Below are 21,203 nucleotides of genomic sequence, written 5' to 3'. Positions count from 1 at the left end.
CATTCTCTTTTGATCAACTAATACACTTCATGCCCTTCAATTTTAGGATACCCCGACCAAATACGGCTGTAGTCCATTCCATTAGTTTTCTGCATCTGCTTTTTATCCGATGTAGAAACTTCCTTTTTCATCACTTTTTCGACTTTATTCATAGATGCCGATTCACTGAGTTCCATCCCATTACTGCTATAAATAAAATTAATGGCTTGTTCGTGATCCGTATCCGCAGCCATACCTAGGGTAGGAACAAACATTAACGCAAGTAGTGTAGATTTAACTTTAAGAGACATATTATTTACCTTTCTAATTTAAGAGCTCCCTATACCACTGGGAGTTATATCGATTAATTGATATGCCCTTATGACAGAAAAGTAGACAAGTCGGTTCACCTAATAATTAAGACTAAAAAATACACTTCTTATAACTAAAAGAAGCTAAAAATTTATATTTATATCTTTCTTGCTGCGCAAAACACACCAAGAGCGGCAACTAGAATCCCTATCATTGCCAGCATCGATAACGATTCATCAAACAAGAACCACGCCTCTATCGCGGTTAAAGGGGGCACCAGATAAAAATAGCTAGCGACCTTACTCGCCTCCCCTTCGCGAATCATAATTAGCAGCAACAGTATTGCAGTGACGGATAAGCCCAATACCATCCAAGCTAATGCACCAATTAAGGTCCAGTTCCATTCCACCACACCGCTATCAAATGCATAGGCCAATATAGCCATCACAATTGCCATCGCCACGTATTGATAAAAAGCCCCCACCATCAGATCTACACCGACACCAAAACGTTTTTGGTACAAAGTGCCTAATGATATAGCGACTAACGCAATCACCGCAGCTGCCCATGCATCTCCACCAGCCAAATAGCTCCCCTGTGAATAACCTTGGCTGACCACCATAACAACACCGATTAAACCCAGAACTAAACCTAACCATTGGGTTTTCAACAGCCGCTCTTGTAACCAGATGACAGCCAACAAGGCCGTTAATATGGGCTGTAACCCCATCACCAATGAGGTAATCCCAGCTGGAAGTGACCAGTCGATTGCTGCGAAGACGCCGCCTAAGTAACAGGCATGAACGAGAAACCCCACCACCATCTGATGACCTGCTTGCGGCAAGCTACACCATTGCGGTTTACGCCATGCTAATAAGCCCGCAAAGACAACAATCGTCAGCAAACTACGTACTAGTAGGACGCTGAAAGGCTCCATATAAGGCACCGCATACTTGGCACCGATAAAACCGGTACTCCAAATACCCACAAACGCCCAAGGAACTAAAGTTATCCACTGCTGTTTATTCAGCATGACTGACTCTCTACAAACTATCTAAATTGATTGCATCACTGTAGAGAGAACAGGCTAAACAAAAAAGGGACACAGGCAGGTCAGTTTCAAGGGTACAGAAAAGCCTCAAATTGCACTTGTCTGTAAATTTATACAAACTGTACCCATGAAAAAGTATTTACTGTTGGTACAACAGCTTAGCTCTAGAATCGAAAGCGGTGATTTATCGCCCGGCACCCGCTTGCCCTCTATCCGGGCCTTAAGCCTGCAATATCAGTTAAGTAAAAATACCATCATCAAAGGCCTGACTGAGTTAGAGCAGTCGCAACTGATTTACGCTAAACCACGACTAGGGTTCTTTGTCTCCTCCCCGAAAAACTCAGTTCCTGCCATCAAACCGCGAAAAGTTAAGTTGGGCTCGACTGCGTTCAGTGTTTTGGGCGCAGCGAATCAACATGGGCACTTAGCTCTCGGTTCGGCTTACCCCGATTCCAGATGGCCAACGGTCGCTTGGTATTATCAGCAGCAAGCCAAACATACTCGTCATTGGGCACACACCAGTGAAAAACGCCGCAGCCATTACAGCACCCCGCCGGGCGATCCTAAACTTCTGTCCGTATTAGCTGATCACCTGAATGCCACCGCATTTAGCTGTAATAGTGAAGAGATTGTGATTACCCATGGCGCTCAGGAAGCTTTATCACTCTGCTTACGCTCTGTTGCCCAGATAGGGGACACTATTGCCGTTGAATCACCCTGCTACTACGGCACTCTGCAGTGCATTGAAGCTTTGGGGCTTAAGGTATTGGAACTGCCGTCAGATCCACTCCTAGGGACTAATTTAGATGCTCTAGAAACCGCCCTAACTCAATGGCCGATTAAAGCGGTACTGACCAACCCAAGCTTTAATAACCCGTTGGGCTTCAATCTAGATTTAGCAAGTCGACAGCGCTTAATGGTCATTGCCAACAAGTGGGATATTGCAGTTATTGAAGATGATGTTTTCGCAGAATTGAGTTTCAATCAACAAAGACCAACAGCGCTTAAAGCGATGGATACCGATCAACGGGTGCTTCATTGCGGTTCTTTTTCTAAGACCGTAGATGCTGATATAAGACTGGGTTGGGTGCTAGCCGGGCGCTACTACGAACAAGTTAACTTCCAAAAATTTGTTACCAGCATCGCCTGTTCTGCCATATCGCAACAAGGCATCAGTGAATTACTGATAGGCCGCCGTTATCGCCGTCATCTCTCACAAGTTAGTCGTGGCTACCAAGAGAGAGTCGAGATGCTCGATGAAGATATCCGTCAACATTGGCCCAGTAACACCTGCTTTATCAAACCAAGCGGCGGTATTTTGCAGTGGTTTACACTGCCTAAACAGGTCAATAGCGATCAACTATTTCAACAAGCGCTTGAGGCAGGTATTGGCATTTCACCCGGTAACCTCTTTTGTGCAGACCAGCGTTTTAATCACCATATCCGCTTATGTTTTGCCCATTACACTCGGCAAAAAGAACAAGTCGACGCTATTGCACAGTTAGGCAAATTAATCGCTTCGTACTAATCTATTCCCTAAGTGTTACAAAGATGAGCAATTCTCTCCAACGTACGTAAATTAAGGCTTTCGGCAAGTAGCACTCAGACTATCAACGAACTTATCCACAGATTATTGGGATAAGTTATTACCGAGACGACTTGAGGATAAAGCTATTATTAGGCACATTGGGATATAACAGACTCAAGCCAGCCATAAACAACATAGAAGGTTGAATACGATGAAATTCATTAAAATGTCACTGTTTATATTCTGCATCGCCAGCATTAATACTGTGCATGCCTCTAATGAATTTATAAAACAAGCCGTTGCTGCAGAACACCGCAGCGAAAAGAATATAGCGCGTGATGTTTATCGCCACCCTGTAGAGACACTCTCTTTTTTCGGCATAAAACCCGATATGACTGTCCTTGAAATATTACCTGGTGGCGGCTGGTACACAGAGATCCTTGCGCCGATGCTGAAAGACAACGGACATCTCACCTTAGCGAGCTTCGGCGCCGATCACCCAAACAACTTTTTACAGGGCTTACACAACAAACTTGTGACAAAGCTACAAGCCAATCCATCAGTTTATGGAAAAGCCGATGTAGTGGTGTTTAAGAAAGGTGATACCTATTTAGCTGAAGTTCCGGATAGCTCTCAAGATATGGTGGTTACGTTCAGAAATACCCATAACTGGATACGCTTTGGGGGCATAGAAGAGGTCTATCCTTCTTTTCATCGCGTGCTAAAAAAGGGCGGTACTCTTGGTGTAGTTCAACACCGCGCTAAAGATGGCAGTGATTACAAAGAAAGCGCTGAAAATGGCTACGTTCCGGAAGCTTATCTAATTTCATTTATTGAAGGTTTAGGATTTGAACTCGTTGAGACGTCTGAGATCAACGCCAATCCTAAAGATACTAAGGACCACAAAGTTGGCGTCTGGTCCCTACCACCGAGCTATCGTTTAAAAGAAGTTAATAAAACGCATTACCAAGCAATCGGTGAAAGTGACCGTATGACATTACGCTTTGTAAAGCTCTAAGGTAAAAGAATACTGGATCAATAGCGAATTAGAGCTAATTGAGCTGTGAATAAACTTACAAGCATATACTGCACTTCAAAGTAGCAAAATGTGAACAATCATCCAGAGCCCTTATGTTTATTGGGCTTTAGTAATTCACACTCAAACTATCAACGTACTTATCCACATAAAACTTGGATAAAACTAATGTGGATATATTCACAGATATAAAAAAACCGCCGATAAACGGCGGTTTTTAATTCCTAGAAAGGAACGTTGATGTTATGCGTTTGCAGCGATGATATCGCGTAATACCATCGGCAAGATGCCTTTGTGGCGAATTTGATCCAGCTCAGAAGAAGTATCAACACGAGAGGTCAGCTCCAACTGCTGTGATGAACCGTCCGCGCGGTTTATAGTCAAGCCAACTGTGCCGCGTGGTTCCAGAGTATCGATACCACTCAGGTCAAAGGTTTCTGTGCCATCCAGATTTAATGATGCACGTGTCAGACCTTCAGGAAGTTGCAGCGGTAATACACCCATACCCACCAAATTTGATTTGTGAATACGCTCAAAGCTTTCAGCGATAATCGCTTTAACACCCAGCAGCGCAGGACCTTTTGCAGCCCAGTCTCGTGATGAACCTGTGCCATAAAGCTTGCCACCAAATACAACGGTAGATGTACCTTCAGAACGGTAGCGCTCAGCCGCATCATAGATAGACATCTGTGCTGGAGCTGCATTAGACGAATAATAGTTCGTTACTGCGCCAGTAGTACCTGGAAGCAACAAGTTTCGGGCTTTTACGTTGCCGAAAATACTGCGCAACATAACATGGTGGTTACCACGACGTGCACCCAGAGATGTCATATCTTCGTCTGCAACGCCTTGTGAACTTAAATATTCACCTGGAGGTGAATCTGGACGAATTCGGCTAACTGGGGAAATATGATCGGTGGTTATGTTGTCATCACACATAACTAACATACGCGCACCTGAAATATTGTTTAGTGAATCTTCAGGTGTTTCCAGTGAGAAACCATCAAAGAAAGAGATCTCTTGGATATACGTAGAATCTGCAGCCCAGTCATACACAGGACCCGTTGGAGATTCTAGGTTCTGCCATGTAGCAGGGCCATCCAAAGAGTTTTCGTAGGTTTCGCGGAACGCTTTCGGATCCATGCATTCAAGCATGGTCTGGCTTATTTCAGCGTTGCTCGGCCAGATATCCTTAAGGTAAACATCGTTACCATTGGCATCCTGGCTAATTGGCTGTGTCGTAACATCAATATTCACATTGCCAGCCATCGCCATAGCAACCACCAGCGGTGGAGACATTAGGAAGTTGGTATCAACATCTGGATGCACACGACCTTCAAAGTTACGGTTACCCGATAAAACGGACGCAGCGATAATATCGTGGTTCTGCAGCGCTTCTTCGATGCTTGGTGCTAGAGGACCGGAGTTACCCACACAGGTAGTACAGCCGTAACCTGCTGTATTAAAGCCCAAAGCGTCCAAATGCTGCTGTAGACCAGCCTTGGTTAGGAAGTCGGTAGCAACCGGTGACCCCGGAGCCAAAGACGTTTTAACACCATCAGGTACTTTCATACCGAGTTCATTGGCTTTCTTAGCGAGCAGACCCGCTGCAATCAATAGGCCCGGGTTAGAGGTGTTGGTGCAGGCGGTAATCGCAGCAATCACAATATCGCCGTCTTTTAACTCACGTTCAGGCAGTGGTGCGAAAATACCCGCTTCGTCCGCTTTCATCGGCGTTACTTTAACAACTTCAGGATTACGGTCCCCTTCAGCAGCGGCTTTCTGGAATACCTTACCAATCTCAGCTAGCGGCAATCTATCTTGAGGTCGTTTTGGACCCGCTACAGACGGCTCAACGGTAGACAGATCAAGCTTCAGAAGGTCGGTATAACGCGGCAATGCCTGACCTGGTTTCCAAGCCATATTTTGTGCTTTGTAGTATGCAAGTGGCAGATCACCGTCCCTGCCCGTTGCTCTCATATACTCAGCAGACACTTCATCAAACGGGAAGAAGCCCATAGTTGCGCCATATTCTGGCGACATGTTTGCAATGGTTGCGCGATCAGGCAGAGAAAGGTTGGCACAACCTTCACCTACGTATTCAACAAACTTACCCACCACACCCGCTGGGTATTTACGCAGCATTTCGGTGATGGTTAGTACTAGGTCTGTTGCAGTAACACCTTCACGTAGTGCACCTGTTAGCTCAACACCGACCACTTCCGGCGCCAACATCTGCATAGGTTGCCCCAACATAGAAGCACCGGCTTCAATACCACCAACACCCCAACCAACAATACCTAGCGCGTTCGCCATTGGCGTATGACTATCCATACCAATCAGCGTATCCGGTGCCATCAATCCGTTAATGTCTAAGTATCCCTGAGCCAGATACTCTAGATTAACCTGATGCACAATGCCGGTTTGCGGTGGAATAATTCGGATCGTGTCGAATGCTTGCGCACCCCATTTCAAGAATGCATAACGCTCTTTGTTGCGCTCCGCTTCTAGTTCACCATTGATTTTTAGTGAAGCCGGGCTGCCCGTATTGTCCATAGTTACCGTATGATCGATAACAAGATCTGCACGTACTAGAGGCTCAATGATTGCCGGATTTAAGCCCATACGTTGAACCGCTGAACGCATCGCTGCAAAATCAACAATCGCTGGCGTACCACTCAGATCGTGCATGATGACACGCCCCGCGGTGAAAGGAATTTCGATCGGCTTTGTACCTTGGTGCTCTGTCCAACTTCCAAGCGCCTGAACCTGCTCAGCGGTTACGCCATTGTGGCCAACATTTCGAGCAATGCCTTCCAAGATAGGACGCAGTGAAAATGGTAACGCATCAAGATCGATACCAAACTGTTTTGCGGTATCAGGAAGACTATGGAAACTGTGCTCTGTTCCGGAGAGTGTTCTCACAGAACTAGATGGATCGAAATGGGTCGGGCTTGTCATTTTTTATACCTCACGCAGATAGGACGCGGCTGAAGCCATAACCTTTTTTTTTACGAGTCCTCGTTCACTAGAACTGCTCGATTTCCTTGTTGGTTACATTTTCAGACGTCACACGAACCGCTATTGCAGAACATCCTAGATTTTATCGGCCGTCGTTTCCGATATTTTCTGCAACACAAATAATTACTTCATCAAGATTGTCGACAATATTAGACAATAACCGACTCAAAGCAAGTAATTAGGGCATTAAATTGCATAAATTACATACAATCTAAGACTATTTGCTAGTGAAAACGGGTGTTTTTTGAACAGTACTGAAGAAATTTGATCAAGCTCGCTGCATTTCAGATAGAGCTCGGAACTGGATTATGAGATCGATAGGAAAGCGATTTTTAAGCTATAGATAGAGGGTGCGCTAAGAAAGCTAGAGGCGTTTATCACTATCAGTAACCTGGATTTAGAAACTAGGATTTAGCTTGGATAAACATCACCCTTAGTTAATTTGGTTTCAACAGTGGGTAAAAACTTCCCGAAGGAACATCTAATAATTAACCTAGCTTCTGTTTAGCTAATTTAGATAACAAAGGCTGTCATCAAATTGCGTTATAGAAGGAGAGCAAATTAATTCCACTTACCTCTCCAATAGAAGACTGTACCAACGAAACCACGGACTGGCGGACTATGCGTCAGCAACGAGCACAGAAACAAAGGCTAATTAAGCAATCCCTTGAAAAATGATTATTATTTTCAATTAAGAAAACAATTAAAACCAATTTTAAATGATTACTATTTTCAATAAAGGCAAAAACTGCCATTTTTTATAATAAAAATAGATACCTACAACCAATGTATACCCTCTTTAAAAGCCTTGATTTAAGTACTATTTTTTAAATTTATAGCGACTATTAGCCTCATTTAAATAGTTTTGATTGAGCTGTTTGCCTGTTTTTTTTTATAATCTGCGCACAAATCATAACTAGATTTAAGTGAGACGTTGGACGCCATGAGCTACTATTCTGACTACCTAGAAGAAATTGAGGTTCGTAAAAAGGACCTGGGTCTAAACCCAAAACCAATCGATAGCGCTGAATTGCTATCTGAAATCATTGCCCAGATCAAAGACACTGGTAATGCAGAGCGCGAAGCTTCTCTAAACTTCTTCATCTATAACACGCTACCTGGTACTACGCCAGCGGCTGGTGTTAAAGCGGCTTTCCTAAAAGACATCGCTCTAGGTAAAGAAACTGTTGCTGAGATCTCTCCAGAGTTCGCTCTTGAGCAACTGTCTCACATGAAAGGTGGTCCTTCTGTAGAAGCACTACTAGACATCGCACTTTCTGACGACGCACAAGCTGCTGCAGCTGGCGAAGTTCTTAAGTCTCAAGTATTCCTATACGACGCTGACACAGCTCGTCTAGCGGACGCTTTCAAAGCGGGCAACGCAATCGCTAAAGATATCCTAGAAAGCTACTCTAAAGCAGAGTTCTTCACTAAGCTTGACGATATCCCTGAGACAATCAAAGTTATCACTTACATTGCTGCAGAAGGCGATATCTCTACTGACCTTCTTTCTCCTGGTAACCAGTCTCACTCACGTGCAGACCGTGAATTGCACGGTAAGTGCATGATCACTCCAGAAGCTCAGCAAGAAATCGCTGACATGGTTAAGCAAAACCCAGATGCTAAAGTGATGCTAATCGCTGAAAAAGGCACCATGGGTGTTGGTTCTTCTCGTATGTCTGGTGTTAACAACGTTGCACTATGGGCTGGTGAGAAAACTTCTCCATACATTCCGTTCATCAACAACCGTCCAGTAGTTGCAGGTACTAACGGTATCGCACCTATCTTCCTAACTACGGTTGGTGTAACCGGTGGTATCGGTCTTGACCTTAAGAACTGGGTTAAGAAAACTGATGCAAACGGCGAAGTTGTTCGTGACGCAAACGGCGATCCAGTACTAGAAGAAGCATACTCTGTTGCTACTGGTACAGTGCTAACAATCGACACTAAAGCTAAGAAGCTTTACAACGGTAACGAAGAGCTAGCAGACGTATCCGACTCTTTCACTCCACAGAAAGTGGAATTCATGAAAGCAGGTGGTTCTTACGCGGTAACTTTCGGTAAGAAACTACAAACGTTCGCTGCTGAAACTCTTGGCATTGAAGCTCCTGCTGTTTACGCTCAATCTAAAGAGATCTCTCACGAAGGCCAAGGCCTAACTGCTGTTGAAAAAATCTTCAACCGCAATGCTGTAGGCGTGACTTCTAAGACTCCTCTACACACTGGTTCTGACGTTCGCGTTAAAGTGAACATCGTAGGTTCTCAGGACACTACTGGTCCTATGACTTGTCAGGAACTTGAAGCAATGGCTGCTTCTACTATCTCTACAAGCGTTGACGGTGCTTTCCAATCTGGCTGTCACACTGCATCTGTATGGGATAACAAAGCTAAGGCTAACACGCCTAAGCTAATGGCATTCATGAACGCATTCGGCGTAATCACTGCACGTGACCCGAAAGGCGTTTACCACTCAATGACTGACGTAATCCACAAAGTATTGAACGACATCACTGTTGATGATCGTGCAATCATCATTGGTGGTGACTCTCATACACGTATGTCTAAGGGTGTAGCATTCGGTGCTGACTCCGGTACTGTTGCGATCGCATTGGCAACTGGTGAATCAGCAATGCCAATCCCTGAGTCTGTAAAAGTTACCTTCAAAGGTGCTATGAAGCCTCACATGGACTTCCGTGACATCGTACACGCTACTCAGCAGCAGATGCTTAAGAAGTTCGCTGGCGAAAACGTTTTCCAAGGTCGCGTAATCGAAGTACAGATCGGTACTCTACTTGCTGACCAAGCGTTCACGTTCACTGACTGGACTGCAGAAATGAAAGCGAAAGCTTCTATCTGTATCTCTACTGACGAAACGCTAATTCAGTCTCTAGAGCTAGCTAAGTCTCGTATCCAGATCATGATCGACAAAGGTATGGAAAACGAAGCGGGCATGCTACAAGGTCTTATCGACCTAGCTGACAAGCGTATTGCAGGCATCAAGTCTGGTGAAGAACCAGCACTTGCTCCTGATGACAATGCTAAGTACTTCGCTGAGCTAGTTGTAGATCTGGATCAGATCGACGAGCCAATGATTGCTGACCCAGACGTTAACAACGAAGACGTTTCTAAGCGTTACACTCACGATGTTATCCGTCCAACTTCTTTCTACGAAGGCCGTGAAGTTAACCTAGGCTTCGTTGGTTCTTGTATGGTTCACAAAGGCGACATGCAGATCATCGCTGCAATGCTACGCAACCTAGAGAAGAACGGTCCTATCACGTTCAACGCACCTCTAGTTGTTGCTCCGCCAACTTACAACATCGTTGACGAGCTAAAAGCTGAAGGCGATTGGGATATTCTATCTAAATACGCTGGCTTCACTTTCGATGATGAGCATCCGAAAGAAGAAGCGCGTACTAAGTACGAGAACATTCTGTACCTAGAACGCCCAGGCTGTAACCTATGTATGGGTAACCAAGAGAAAGCAGAAGCTGGTGACACTGTACTAGCAACTTCTACTCGTCTATTCCAAGGCCGTGTTGTAGAAGACTCTGCTGAGAAGAAAGGTGAATCTCTACTAGGTTCTACTCCAATGGTTGTTCTTTCTACTATCTTGGGTCGTTTCCCAACGTTGGAAGAGTACAAAGCAGCTGTTGAAGGTATCAACCTAACGTCTTTCGCTCCACCAAGCGAAGACCTAAGCGTTGCACCACAAGCTATCCCAGCTGCACGTATCTAATCACTAGATAACGTCAGCAATAAAAAGCCCCGATCATTCGGGGCTTTTTTGTTTTTACCAAGAGCTAAAATAGCTACGTCATTTAGAACGGAATATCGTCGTCAAAGTCAGCTGGCTGAGGTGCGGGCGCCGCATTAGAGTTAAAGTACTCTTGCTCAGAGGCTTCTGGGGATGACGCTGACTGAATCTTCCAGCCAACAAGGTTATTGAAATAGCGGCCGTTATATTCGCGACCACGGATATCAAAGCTGACCGTGACCTCTTGCCCTATTTGAAGCGAATCAAGCAGGCTAACCTTATCTTGCACAAACTCCAGATTGATCTCCTGAGGATATTTTCCATCTTCAACTATCACGACCATTTCACGTTTAGTGAAGCCACTATTGAACGTTTGCGGATCTTGGATCAGTTTAATTTTGCCAGTTAGCTCGTAACTCATGAATGCTTTCCAAAGGTATCTAAAATTTCAAAATTGAGCTTATTAAATCAAAATCGAAAAAAGAAGTCTTCGTTAGAGTTTAAAGCTGCACTAGCATTCACCTTATTAGCGAGGTCTTAATACAACCCACGGTCAAATTAAGCCGTACCAACCCTAGAGTGGACTAACTCCTAGCTTCTAGCAACTAGCTACTTACGAACGCTTAGGCAACACCCAGTCAGGACGCAGAAAGTGGCAGGTATACCCACCAGGATAACGTTCAAGATAATCCTGATGCTCAGGTTCTGCCACCCAAAAATCGCTAGCAGCTTCAACTTCAGTTACCACCTTACCTGGCCACAAGCCGCTGGCTTCAACATCAGCGATTGTATCGAGCGCAGTTTGCTTTTGCTCGTCGTCTACAAAGTAGATCGCTGAGCGGTAGGATGTACCGCGATCATTACCCTGCCTATTGGGCGTGGTAGGGTCATGAATCTGGAAGAAAAACTCTAATATGGTTCGGTAGGTAATTAGTTCTGAATTAAATAGGATCTCAATACCCTCAGCATGCGTACCATGATTGCGATAAGTAGCATTAAGTACATCACCACCGGTGTAGCCCACACGAGTCGCTATAACGCCCGGTAATTTACGAATTAGATCCTGCATACCCCAGAAGCATCCACCAGCAAGTATTGCTCGTTGTTCACTCATTCAGGCATCCTCCAATTTAAAAGCTAGCAATAGACCAGTATATCTTTGTTATAGCGCTTACCAGAAAGTTCCCACAGCTACTGCCTTTCGGTCAACAAATAACCTTATCTTGTACGGCCATTAACCGATTAAGGTTTATGTCACACATAAAAAAACCGCCGATAAATCGGCGGTTTTTTTTAGTCTTTAGCTACTAGTAGCGAAACACTTTCACCACTAACCGCTAAAAGAAACTTAGCTTACTGCATCATCAGCAAGTAGGTCTTTCATAGATAGTTTGATACGGCCACGCTGGTCTACGTCCAGTACTTTAACCTTAACCATCTGATCCATCTGGATGTAGTCAGTTACTTTCTCAACACGCTTGTTGTCGATCTGAGAAATGTGAACTAGACCATCTTTACCCGGCAGGATGTTAACGAATGCACCGAAGTCTTCGATACGTACAACCTTGCCTTCGTAAACCTGACCAATCTCTGCTTCAGCAGTGATTTCGATGATCTTATCAGTAGCCGCTTTAGCTGCTGCTTTGTCTGCAGCGTATACGCGAACTGTACCATCGTCTTCGATATCAATGGATGCGCCAGTCTCTTCAGTAAGAGCACGGATAGTAGCACCACCTTTACCGATTACGTCACGGATCTTCTCTGGGTTGATCTTCAATTGAGTCAACGCAGGAGCATTATCTGGAAGCTCTGGACGAGCGTAACCGATAACCTTAGCCATCTCTTTCAAGATGTGAACACGTGCTTCGTATGCTTGCTCAAGCGCAATGTCCATGATCTCTTCAGTGATACCAGTGATCTTGATATCCATCTGAAGTGCAGTGATACCTGTTTCAGTACCCGCTACTTTAAAGTCCATGTCGCCTAGGTGATCTTCGTCACCCAAGATGTCAGTTAGGACAGCAAAGCCGTTCTCTTCTTTAACAAGACCCATTGCGATACCCGCAACTGGTGCTTTAAGTGGTACACCTGCATCCATCATAGATAGAGACGCGCCACATACAGAAGCCATGGAGCTAGAACCGTTAGATTCAGTGATCTCAGATACGATACGGATTGTGTATGGGAACTCTTCTTGAGTTGGAAGAACTGCAGCAACACCACGACGCGCTAGACGACCGTGACCAATTTCACGACGACCAGCACCCATCATACGACCACATTCACCTACAGAGTATGGAGGGAAGTTGTAGTGCAACATGAATGGATCTTTACGTTCACCTTCAATCGCATCAATGATCTGCTGATCACGTGCAGTACCTAGTGTACAAGTCGCGATAGACTGAGTTTCACCACGAGTGAATAGCGCAGAACCGTGAGTACCTTGTAGTACGTCGATTTGAACATCGATACCACGAACAGTCTTGTTATCACGGCCATCAATACGAGGCTCACCTGCAACGATACGGCCACGAACGATCTCTTTCTCTAGGGAGCTAACGATGCCAGATACATCACCAGCAGAAGGCTGACCTTCTTCTTCGCCAGCTAGATTTTCAACCGCTTGAGCACGAAGCTCAGCCAGTGCATTCTGACGCTGCATTTTATCAGCAACTTGGTAAGCAGCTGTGATGCCTTCGCCTACTTCAGCGCGTACTTTAGCGATTAGATCTTGATCTTTTTCAGGTGCAGTCCAAACCCAAGCTTCTTTACCCGCTTCAGCTTTAAGTTCGTTAACAGCGTTAACAACTGCTTGCATCTCTTGGTGAGCGAATAGAACCGCACCAAGCATTTCGTCTTCTGAAAGCTCTTGCGCTTCAGATTCAACCATTAGCACAGCGTCAGACGTACCAGCAACAACCATGTCCAGCTCAGATGTTTCAAGCTGCTCATAAGATGGGTTTAAGATGTAACCATCTTCTTCAGTGAAGCCAACACGTGCTGCACCGATTGGGCCTTGGAATGGGATACCAGAGATTGCTAGTGCAGCAGACGTACCGATCATCGCTGCGATATCTGGATCATTTACTTTGTCAGCAGACATTACTGTACAAACAACCTGAACTTCGTTCATGTAACCCTTAGGGAACAGTGGACGAATTGGACGGTCGATAAGACGAGAAGTAAGCGTCTCTTTTTCAGATGGACGTGCTTCACGCTTGAAGAAACCACCAGGGATACGGCCTACAGCGTAGTATTTCTCTTGGTAGTGAACAGAAAGAGGGAAGAAACCCTGACCTTCTTTTGCTTCTTTAGCGCCAACAACAGTACAAAGTACTTCGTTACCACCCATTTTAACCAGGACAGAACCTGTCGCCTGACGCGCAACGCGGCCAGTTTCGATAGTTACTTCCTGACCACCAAACTGGAATGTTTTAGTAGCTACTTGGAACACAATAATTTTCCTTTAAATAATTTGGCGGGGCAGTTTTCAGATAACTTTCATGCCTTCTGTCTTGCCAGTACTCAAATAAGCTCTTTCGCTAGATCTAAAAACTCATTTGAGTACGGGCGGGATGAAATAGTTATCTTTTCTTACCCCAGATAAAACCGGGGCCATACATTGTATGGCCCCAGAGAATTCACACTAACTTAGCGACGCAGACCTAGACGCTTGATCAGCTCAAGGTAACGATCAGCATCTTTACCTTTTAGGTAGTCCAGCAGCTTACGACGCTGGTTTACCATGCGGATCAGACCACGGCGAGAGTGGTGGTCGTGTTTGTTCGCTTTGAAGTGACCTTGTAGACCTTCGATGTTAGCAGATAGTAGAGCTACCTGAACTTCTGGGGAACCAGTGTCGCCTTCAGCGCGAGCGAAATCTGCAACGATTGCCGCTTTTTTCTCAGCAGTTAATGCCATTTTCTTACTCCTAAAAAATATGCACACGATCTTAAGATCGCCGGATTAAAAAGAAACGATGCACCGAGCATATTTTCAGTACAACGCCACATCGGCCCTCTTACGAGAACCAAATAAAATCTTTATTGATCAGCCTCAGTGCAAATAAGGCGTTTAGGTTTTAGCTGTTGCTCGACTACTTCGGCAACGCCCAAGAAACGCTCTGCATCGCTATCCAGTGATGTACCAAACAAACGAACCAAGCTACCTTCTGCATAATCAGCATTAGGGACTGATTGGCCATGCATAATCAAACTGGTTTGCTGATCATCTAATCGAACTGCCGGTAGATCATCTACAGCAGCCCAGGCTGGCAATAATAGCTTATCCAGCTCGATTTGTATGCCTTTTTGCTCTTCTTCAGCACTGTTTTCGGGCACTAAATCGCGCAGCTCATCCAAACTCATCATTCGGTCAGCCGTGAATGCACCCACATCCAGTCTATGGAGCATTTTGACATGCGCACCACAACCCAGGATATGGCCGAGATCTTCGACAATTGAACGGATATAAGTCCCTTTCGAACAAAAGACTTCTAGATCAATTTCATCATCTCGCAAAGCCGTTAATTTGATCTCATGGATCGTTACTTTACGCGGCTTTACTTCGACCTGAATACCCTTTCGAGCCAACTTATAAAGCGGCTGCCCTTGGTGTTTCAACGCTGAAAACATCGAAGGAACTTGTTCTATTTCACCGCTAAACTCTGACTGCAAAATAGTATCTATCTTGTCTTCAGTCAGATCTGTTGGAACAGGTTTTTCTTCGACGACAGCGCCATCAGCATCACTAGAATCTGTACGAATACCAAGCTTAGCTGTTGTGATATAGCGTTTATCAGAATCGAGCAGGTGCTGAGAGAACTTAGTCGCTTCACCTAAACAAATCGGTAGCATACCAGTGGCAAGTGGATCCAAGGCACCTGTATGACCGGCTTTGGCCGCATCATAAATGCGTCGAACTTGCTGTAGAGCGGAATTAGAAGAGATACCGGACGGTTTATTCAACAAGAATACACCGTCGACCGCCCGGCCTCGGGATTTTCTACGACGGCCCACGATTATTCCTCGTCAGCGTCTTTAGAAGCGCTCTGATTTTCCTGACGGATAGCCGCCTCAATCAGATGATGTAGATGTCTACCACGCTCGATCGTTTCATCGAAATGGAAACGCAGTTGCGGCATAACACGTAGCTGAACGTTACGACACAGTTCTCCACGAAGGAAACCTGCGGCATTGTTCAGTACTTTTAGTGAATCAATAATTGCTTCTGCTTCATCTTTACCATTAAGTGGTAAAACAGTGATGTAGACATCAGCAAAACCTAGATCCTTACTGACTTTGACATGGCTAACTGTAACCATACCTAAGCGTGGATCTTTTATTTCAAACTGGATCAGCTGAGCCAGCTCACGTTGGAGCTGGTCAGCAATCCTAGATGTACGACTATAATCGCGTGCCATAAAGGTTATTTATTACCTTGTATTTGCAACGTTAAAGTGTGCGCTGAATTTCAACTGTGTCGTAAACCTCAATTTGGTCTCCGACTTTAACGTCGTTGTAGTTCTTAACGCCGATACCACACTCCATACCCTGACGTACTTCGTTAACGTTATCTTTGAAGCGACGTAGAGATTCTAGCTCACCTTCATAGATTACAACGTTTTCACGTAGGACACGGATACGTTTGTTACGGAAGACAGTACCTTCTGTAACCATACAGCCGGCAACCGCACCGATCTTAGGCGCTTTAAATACATCACGTACTTCAGCAATGCCCACGATCTCTTCACGGTATTCAGGAGATAGCAGACCGCCCATCGCCTGTTTAACGTCATCAATGATGTCGTAGATTACGCTGTAGTAGCGTAGTTCAATACCTTCACGCTCTAGCACCTGACGCGCCTGAGCGTCAGCACGAACGTTAAAGCCAACCATCAATGCATCTGCTGTTACCGCAAGGTTAGCATCAGTTTCTGCGATACCACCTACACCACCAGATACGATGTTCACTTTAACTTCATCAGTAGATAGATCTTCTAGAGCATGCGTTAGCGCTTCCAAAGAACCACGTACGTCTGTCTTCAGTACGATGTTGAAAGTCTTAACATCACCCGCTTGCATGTTTGCAAACAAGTTCTCAAGTTTAGATTTCTGCTGACGAGCCAACTTAACATCACGGTATTTACCCTGACGGAATAGAGCAACTTCACGTGCTTTCTTCTCGTTAGATACCATAGTGAATTCGTCACCTGCGTTTGGTGTACCATCCAGACCTTGGATTTCTACAGGGATCGCAGGACCAGCGGAATCGATAGGCTTACCGTTCTCATCCAGCATTGCACGTACACGGCCGTAGTGAAGGCCTGCAAGTACGATATCACCTTTACGTAGCGTACCGTTCTGTACAAGTACAGTAGCAACTGGACCACGACCTTTATCTAAGCGTGATTCAACTACTACACCCTGAGCAGGAGCATTAGGTACAGCTTCAAGTTCTAAGATTTCAGACTGCAGTAGTACGGCATCCAGAAGCTCTTCAATACCTTGACCTGATTTAGCAGATACATTTACGAACTGGTTCTCACCACCCCATTCTTCTGGGATAACGTCCAGTGCTGCCAATTCGTTTTTAACACGATCTGGATCAGCTTGTTCTTTATCGATCTTGTTAACAGCAACAACTAGAGGTACGCCAGCCGCTTTGGCGTGCTGAACCGCTTCTTCAGTCTGTGGCATTACGCCATCGTCTGCTGCAACTACTAGGATTACGATATCGGTTACAGAGGCACCACGTGCACGCATTGCGGTAAACGCAGCGTGGCCCGGAGTATCAAGGAATGTAACCATGCCGTTATCAGTATCTACGTGGTAGGCACCGATATGCTGGGTAATACCACCAGACTCACCAGACGCTACTCGTGAAGAACGAATGTAATCTAGTAGAGACGTTTTACCGTGGTCTACGTGACCCATTACAGTCACAACCGGTGCGCGACCTTCAGCATCACCCTGCTGCGCCTGAATGCTTTCCATCAACGCTTCTTCTACCGCGTTTTCTTGCATTGGCTTAGGAGTGTGGCCCATCTCTTCTACAACAAGCGTTGCTGTATCCTGATCGATAACTTGGTTGATAGTCGCCATAGCGCCCATACCAAACATTACCTTGATCACTTCAGCAGCCTTAACGTTCATCTTCTTAGCAAGATCTGCAACCGTAATACTCTCAGGAATAGAGACTTCCATTACCTGTTGAGTTGTTGGCTCTTTAAAGCCATGTTCATTTGGCTTATTAGAAAGAGGCTTGCCGTTCTTACCACGGTTACGGCTGATTTTGCCGCCACGACGATCCTGCTGACCACGGTTGTCGTTGCCTTTTTTCTTGCCTTTACCACGACGGTTATCTTCGTTCTTCTTAGCTTGCTCTTGAGCTTTGAAACGCTGTTCAGTTTCAGCCTTACGACGCTTCGCTTCTTCTTCTTTCTTCTGCTTAGCTTTCTCAGCAGCTTGAGCTTCTTGCTTCTTCTGTTCAGCAGCTTTAGCTTCTTGCTCACGCTTCTGCTGTGCTTCAGCTTCGCGCTCTTTAGCGGCTTTCTCTTCAGCTTCACGTGCGGCTTGAGCTTCCGCTTCCTGCTGTTTGCGCTCTTCTTCTAAGCGCAACTCTTCAGCATTCTGTGCTTCAGCTTGCTGATCAGCTTCGCCTTCAACACCTTCCACTTCTGAACGTTTCACATAAGTACGTTTCTTGCGTACTTCAACGTTCACAGTCTTCTTCTTCCCAGAAGCACCAGAAACTTTTAGTGTCGATGTAGTTTTACGCTTAAGCGTAATTTTCTTAGGCTCTGCATCATCTGCATCTTCACCGTGGCTGCGCTTAAGATGATTTAGCAATGATTGACGCTCAGTTTCAGATACTTCTGCTTTTTCATTCTTGCCTGAAATGCCTGCTTCCTGCATTTGCTCTAGCAAACGCTCAACGGAAACACCAACCATTTCGGCAAGCTGCTTAACTGTTACTTCTGCCATGTTAGGAGGCTCCTCTTCCGTTAATCTTTACTCTTCAGCAAACCATGGAGCACGAGCAGTCATGATTAACGCTGCAGCTCGTTCTTCATCCAGGCCTTCAATACCTAGCAGGTCATCGATAGACTGTTCTGCTAGATCTTCCATAGTAATTACACCTTGCGCGGCCAGTAGGTAAGCTAGGTGCTTGTCCATACCGTCCATCTCCAACAGGTCTGCTGCTGGTTCTGCACTATCAAGTTTTTCCTCACTTGCGATAGCAAGGTTTAGAAGTGCATCTTTCGCACGCTTACGTAGTTCCTCTACGATAGCTTCGTCGAAACCATCGATTTCTAACATCTCATCAACAGGAACGTAAGCAACTTCTTCAAGTGTTGTGAAACCTTCTTCTACCAACACTTCAGCAACATCTTCATCAACGTCTAGGTGGTTGATGAATGTATCGATCACAGAACCAACTTCAGATTGATGCTTCTCTTGTGCATCTTCTTCAGTCATCACGTTTAGTTCCCAGCCTGTAAGCTCAGAAGCCAAACGTACGTTCTGGCCACTACGACCAATCGCCATCGCTAAGTTTTCTTCAGCAACTGCCACATCCATCGAATGTGTCTCTTCGTCCATTACGATAGATGCAACATCTGCAGGTGCCATTGCGTTGATAACCAACTGCGCTGGGTTGTCGTCCCAAAGCACGATATCAACACGCTCACCACCTAATTCGTTAGATACAGCCTGTACACGAGAACCACGCATACCTACACATGCACCAACTGGATCGATACGGCCATCATTCGTCTTAACGGCGATCTTCGCACGTGAACCTGGATCACGAGACGCCGCACGAATTTCAATCACTTCTTCAGAAATCTCTGGCACTTCGATACGGAACAGCTCAATCAACATTTCGTTGCAAGAACGGCTCAAGATCAACTGAGGACCACGGCCTTCAGAGCGAACTTCAAGAAGAACCGCACGTACACGATCACCCATGCGGAATGCTTCACGCTGGATTAGCTGATCGCGAGGCAGCAATGCTTCAGCATTGTTACCTAGATCTACAATAATGTTATCGCGCGTTACTTTTTTAACACTGCCCGAGATCAATTCACCTTGACGATCACGGTACAATTCAACAACTTTCGCACGCTCTGCTTCGCGAACTTTCTGAACGATAACCTGTTTAGCTGTTTGTGCCGCAATACGACCAAACTTAACAGATTCAACCTGTTCTTCATGTACGCTACCTGGCTCTAGAGAAGCATCAATCTCTTCAGCTTCCTCCATCGTCAGTTCAGTACCTAGTGCAGGTACTTCTTCGTTGCTCACAACCAACCAGCGGCGGAAAGTTTCGTAATCGCCTGTAGCTCGATCAATAACTACGCGAATATCCGCTTCTTCGTCGTAACGCTTCTTAGTTGCCGTTGCTAGTGCAACTTCAATCGCTTCGAAAATTACTTCTTTCGGAACATCTTTCTCGTTAGAAACTGCTTCCGCAACCAACAGAATCTCTTTATTCATGCTTCTGCCTCGCCTAAGACCTCTAATCCACGTTTAGAACTGAGGGATAATGTTTGCACGATCGATGTACTCAATCGGCAGCATATATTCTTCATTGTCGACCACTACCAGAATATCGTCGCCTTCAACACCATTCAGCACACCCTTAAATTTACGGCGGCCTTCAAACGCAATTCGTAAGCGAACCTGAATAACAGATCCTGCATAGGCTTCAAACTGCTCAAGTGTAAATAGAGGACGATCCATACCTGGAGAGGACACCTCAAGGGTGTAGTTACCTGCAATCGGATCTTCTACATCCATAATTCCGCTGACCTGATGGCTGACTTTAGCGCAATCATCTACGTTAATGCCGTTATCAGAATCGATATACACCCGTAGGGTGCTGTGTTTTCCCTGTGAGAGAAACTCAATACCCCAGAGTTCAAACCCCAGCGCTGTAACTGAAGGCTCAATCAACTCTTGTAATAGTTTCATTTTCGCTGACACGAATAACCCACCCGTTCTAACACTAAGATATTAAACACCTATAAAACAATAAGTTAGATTTAATATCGTAAATTTCAAAAACAAAAAATGGGTCTAATGACCCATTCCCGATATGCAAACCCTTAGATTAAAGACTCTGCATTTTACCTACGAAAAAGCCCCTTAAAAGGGGCCTTACGTAAAAATAAGGTTGGTAGCGGGGGCTGGATTTGAACCAACGACCTTCGGGTTATGAGCCCGACGAGCTACCAAGCTGCTCCACCCCGCATCAAAAACCTAAATGATCCAACATTTCTGTGGACCTGAAGTCTTGATAGCTAACCGAAATTTAGCTTTTTGACTTCAAAGAATAAGAGACTTACTGAATAAACAATTCACTTATCCAAAAACTGGTGCAAATTGTATATGTACTGAGGCTCTTAATCAAGAAATATGGTGCCCAAGGCCGGACTTGAACCGGCACGGCCTGACGGCCACTACCCCCTCAAGATAGCGTGTCTACCAATTCCACCACTTGGGCAACAAACTTT

15 protein-coding genes and 2 tRNA genes are annotated in these 21,203 nt (G+C 45.3%); 3 read left to right on the top strand and 14 right to left on the bottom strand.

Translation table 11 applies throughout. The features are described 5' to 3' along the window. Positions 1–17 precede the first annotated feature (17 nt). Complete coding sequence (locus tag ACMXYP_RS01905) at positions 18–290, bottom strand: hypothetical protein (protein WP_415883322.1); 273 nt, start codon at positions 288–290, stop codon at positions 18–20. 158 nt (positions 291–448) lie between these two features. Next, positions 449–1,324: a DMT family transporter gene (locus ACMXYP_RS01900; RefSeq protein WP_415883321.1), complete on the bottom strand. Its 876-nt coding sequence runs from the start codon at positions 1,322–1,324 to the stop codon at positions 449–451. Positions 1,325–1,469: 145 nt separating this feature from the next. Here ACMXYP_RS01900 and ACMXYP_RS01895 point away from each other — a divergent pair, with 145 nt between their 5' ends. Both ACMXYP_RS01895 and ACMXYP_RS01890 read left to right on the top strand, forming a co-directional pair. Then, a complete protein-coding gene (locus ACMXYP_RS01895) occupies positions 1,470–2,870 on the top strand; it encodes a PLP-dependent aminotransferase family protein (RefSeq protein ID WP_415883320.1) in 1,401 nt (466 codons plus the stop codon). Between the two features lie 211 nt (positions 2,871–3,081). Continuing rightward, positions 3,082–3,888, top strand: coding sequence for a class I SAM-dependent methyltransferase (locus ACMXYP_RS01890; RefSeq protein WP_415883319.1), 807 nt, complete (start codon positions 3,082–3,084; stop codon positions 3,886–3,888). A 261-nt stretch (positions 3,889–4,149) separates the two neighbouring features. Here ACMXYP_RS01890 and acnA read toward each other — a convergent pair whose 3' ends face one another. Then, complete coding sequence (gene acnA / locus ACMXYP_RS01885; RefSeq protein ID WP_415883318.1) at positions 4,150–6,867, bottom strand: aconitate hydratase AcnA; 2,718 nt, start codon at positions 6,865–6,867, stop codon at positions 4,150–4,152. Positions 6,868–7,870: 1,003 nt separating this feature from the next. On the opposite strand from acnA, the gene ACMXYP_RS01880 reads away from it, so the two are divergent. Next, on the top strand, positions 7,871–10,666 hold the full coding sequence (locus tag ACMXYP_RS01880; RefSeq protein ID WP_415883317.1) for a bifunctional aconitate hydratase 2/2-methylisocitrate dehydratase: 2,796 nt from the start codon (positions 7,871–7,873) through the stop codon (positions 10,664–10,666). Between the two features lie 82 nt (positions 10,667–10,748). Here the strand turns inward: ACMXYP_RS01880 and ACMXYP_RS01875 are convergent, their stop codons facing one another. From ACMXYP_RS01875 to ACMXYP_RS01825, 11 genes are all read right to left on the bottom strand, one after another. Further along, positions 10,749–11,105: a DUF3127 domain-containing protein gene (locus ACMXYP_RS01875; RefSeq protein WP_415883316.1), complete on the bottom strand. Its 357-nt coding sequence runs from the start codon at positions 11,103–11,105 to the stop codon at positions 10,749–10,751. 192 nt (positions 11,106–11,297) lie between these two features. Further along, positions 11,298–11,798 (bottom strand): peptide-methionine (S)-S-oxide reductase MsrA, encoded by a 501-nt coding sequence (gene msrA, locus ACMXYP_RS01870; protein ID WP_415883315.1) that lies wholly within the window; start codon positions 11,796–11,798, stop codon positions 11,298–11,300. Positions 11,799–12,032: 234 nt separating this feature from the next. Beyond that, positions 12,033–14,138 carry a polyribonucleotide nucleotidyltransferase gene (pnp, locus tag ACMXYP_RS01865; RefSeq protein ID WP_415883314.1) on the bottom strand — a complete coding sequence of 702 codons (2,106 nt, stop codon included), beginning with the start codon at positions 14,136–14,138 and terminating at the stop codon, positions 12,033–12,035. Between the two features lie 197 nt (positions 14,139–14,335). Next, positions 14,336–14,605, bottom strand: a complete 270-nt coding sequence (rpsO, locus tag ACMXYP_RS01860; protein ID WP_415883313.1) for a 30S ribosomal protein S15 — start codon at positions 14,603–14,605, stop codon at positions 14,336–14,338. A gap of 122 nt (positions 14,606–14,727) precedes the next feature. Then, on the bottom strand, positions 14,728–15,702 hold the full coding sequence (truB, locus tag ACMXYP_RS01855; RefSeq protein WP_415883312.1) for a tRNA pseudouridine(55) synthase TruB: 975 nt from the start codon (positions 15,700–15,702) through the stop codon (positions 14,728–14,730). A gap of 2 nt (positions 15,703–15,704) precedes the next feature. Further along, positions 15,705–16,106: a 30S ribosome-binding factor RbfA gene (gene rbfA, locus ACMXYP_RS01850; protein ID WP_415883311.1), complete on the bottom strand. Its 402-nt coding sequence runs from the start codon at positions 16,104–16,106 to the stop codon at positions 15,705–15,707. Between the two features lie 31 nt (positions 16,107–16,137). Next, on the bottom strand, positions 16,138–18,669 hold the full coding sequence (gene infB, locus ACMXYP_RS01845) for a translation initiation factor IF-2 (RefSeq protein ID WP_415883310.1): 2,532 nt from the start codon (positions 18,667–18,669) through the stop codon (positions 16,138–16,140). Positions 18,670–18,696: 27 nt separating this feature from the next. Further along, positions 18,697–20,184, bottom strand: coding sequence for a transcription termination factor NusA (gene nusA / locus ACMXYP_RS01840; RefSeq protein ID WP_415883309.1), 1,488 nt, complete (start codon positions 20,182–20,184; stop codon positions 18,697–18,699). A gap of 33 nt (positions 20,185–20,217) precedes the next feature. Further along, the gene (gene rimP / locus ACMXYP_RS01835) at positions 20,218–20,673 is read right to left on the bottom strand and encodes a ribosome maturation factor RimP (protein ID WP_415883308.1); all 456 of its coding nucleotides are present in this window, start codon (positions 20,671–20,673) and stop codon (positions 20,218–20,220) included. Between the two features lie 191 nt (positions 20,674–20,864). After that, a tRNA-Met gene (locus tag ACMXYP_RS01830) sits at positions 20,865–20,941 on the bottom strand. Between the two features lie 165 nt (positions 20,942–21,106). Continuing rightward, positions 21,107–21,193: transfer RNA gene (locus ACMXYP_RS01825), tRNA-Leu, on the bottom strand. Between the last annotated feature and the right edge of the window lie 10 nt (positions 21,194–21,203).

Origin of the sequence: Neptuniibacter sp. QD34_54, assembly GCF_047778055.1 — a bacterium.
Classification (GTDB): Bacteria; Pseudomonadota; Gammaproteobacteria; order Pseudomonadales; family Balneatricaceae; genus Neptuniibacter.
Note: the sequence above shows the minus strand (reverse complement) of the source record. Positions and strands in the feature narration are given on the sequence as shown.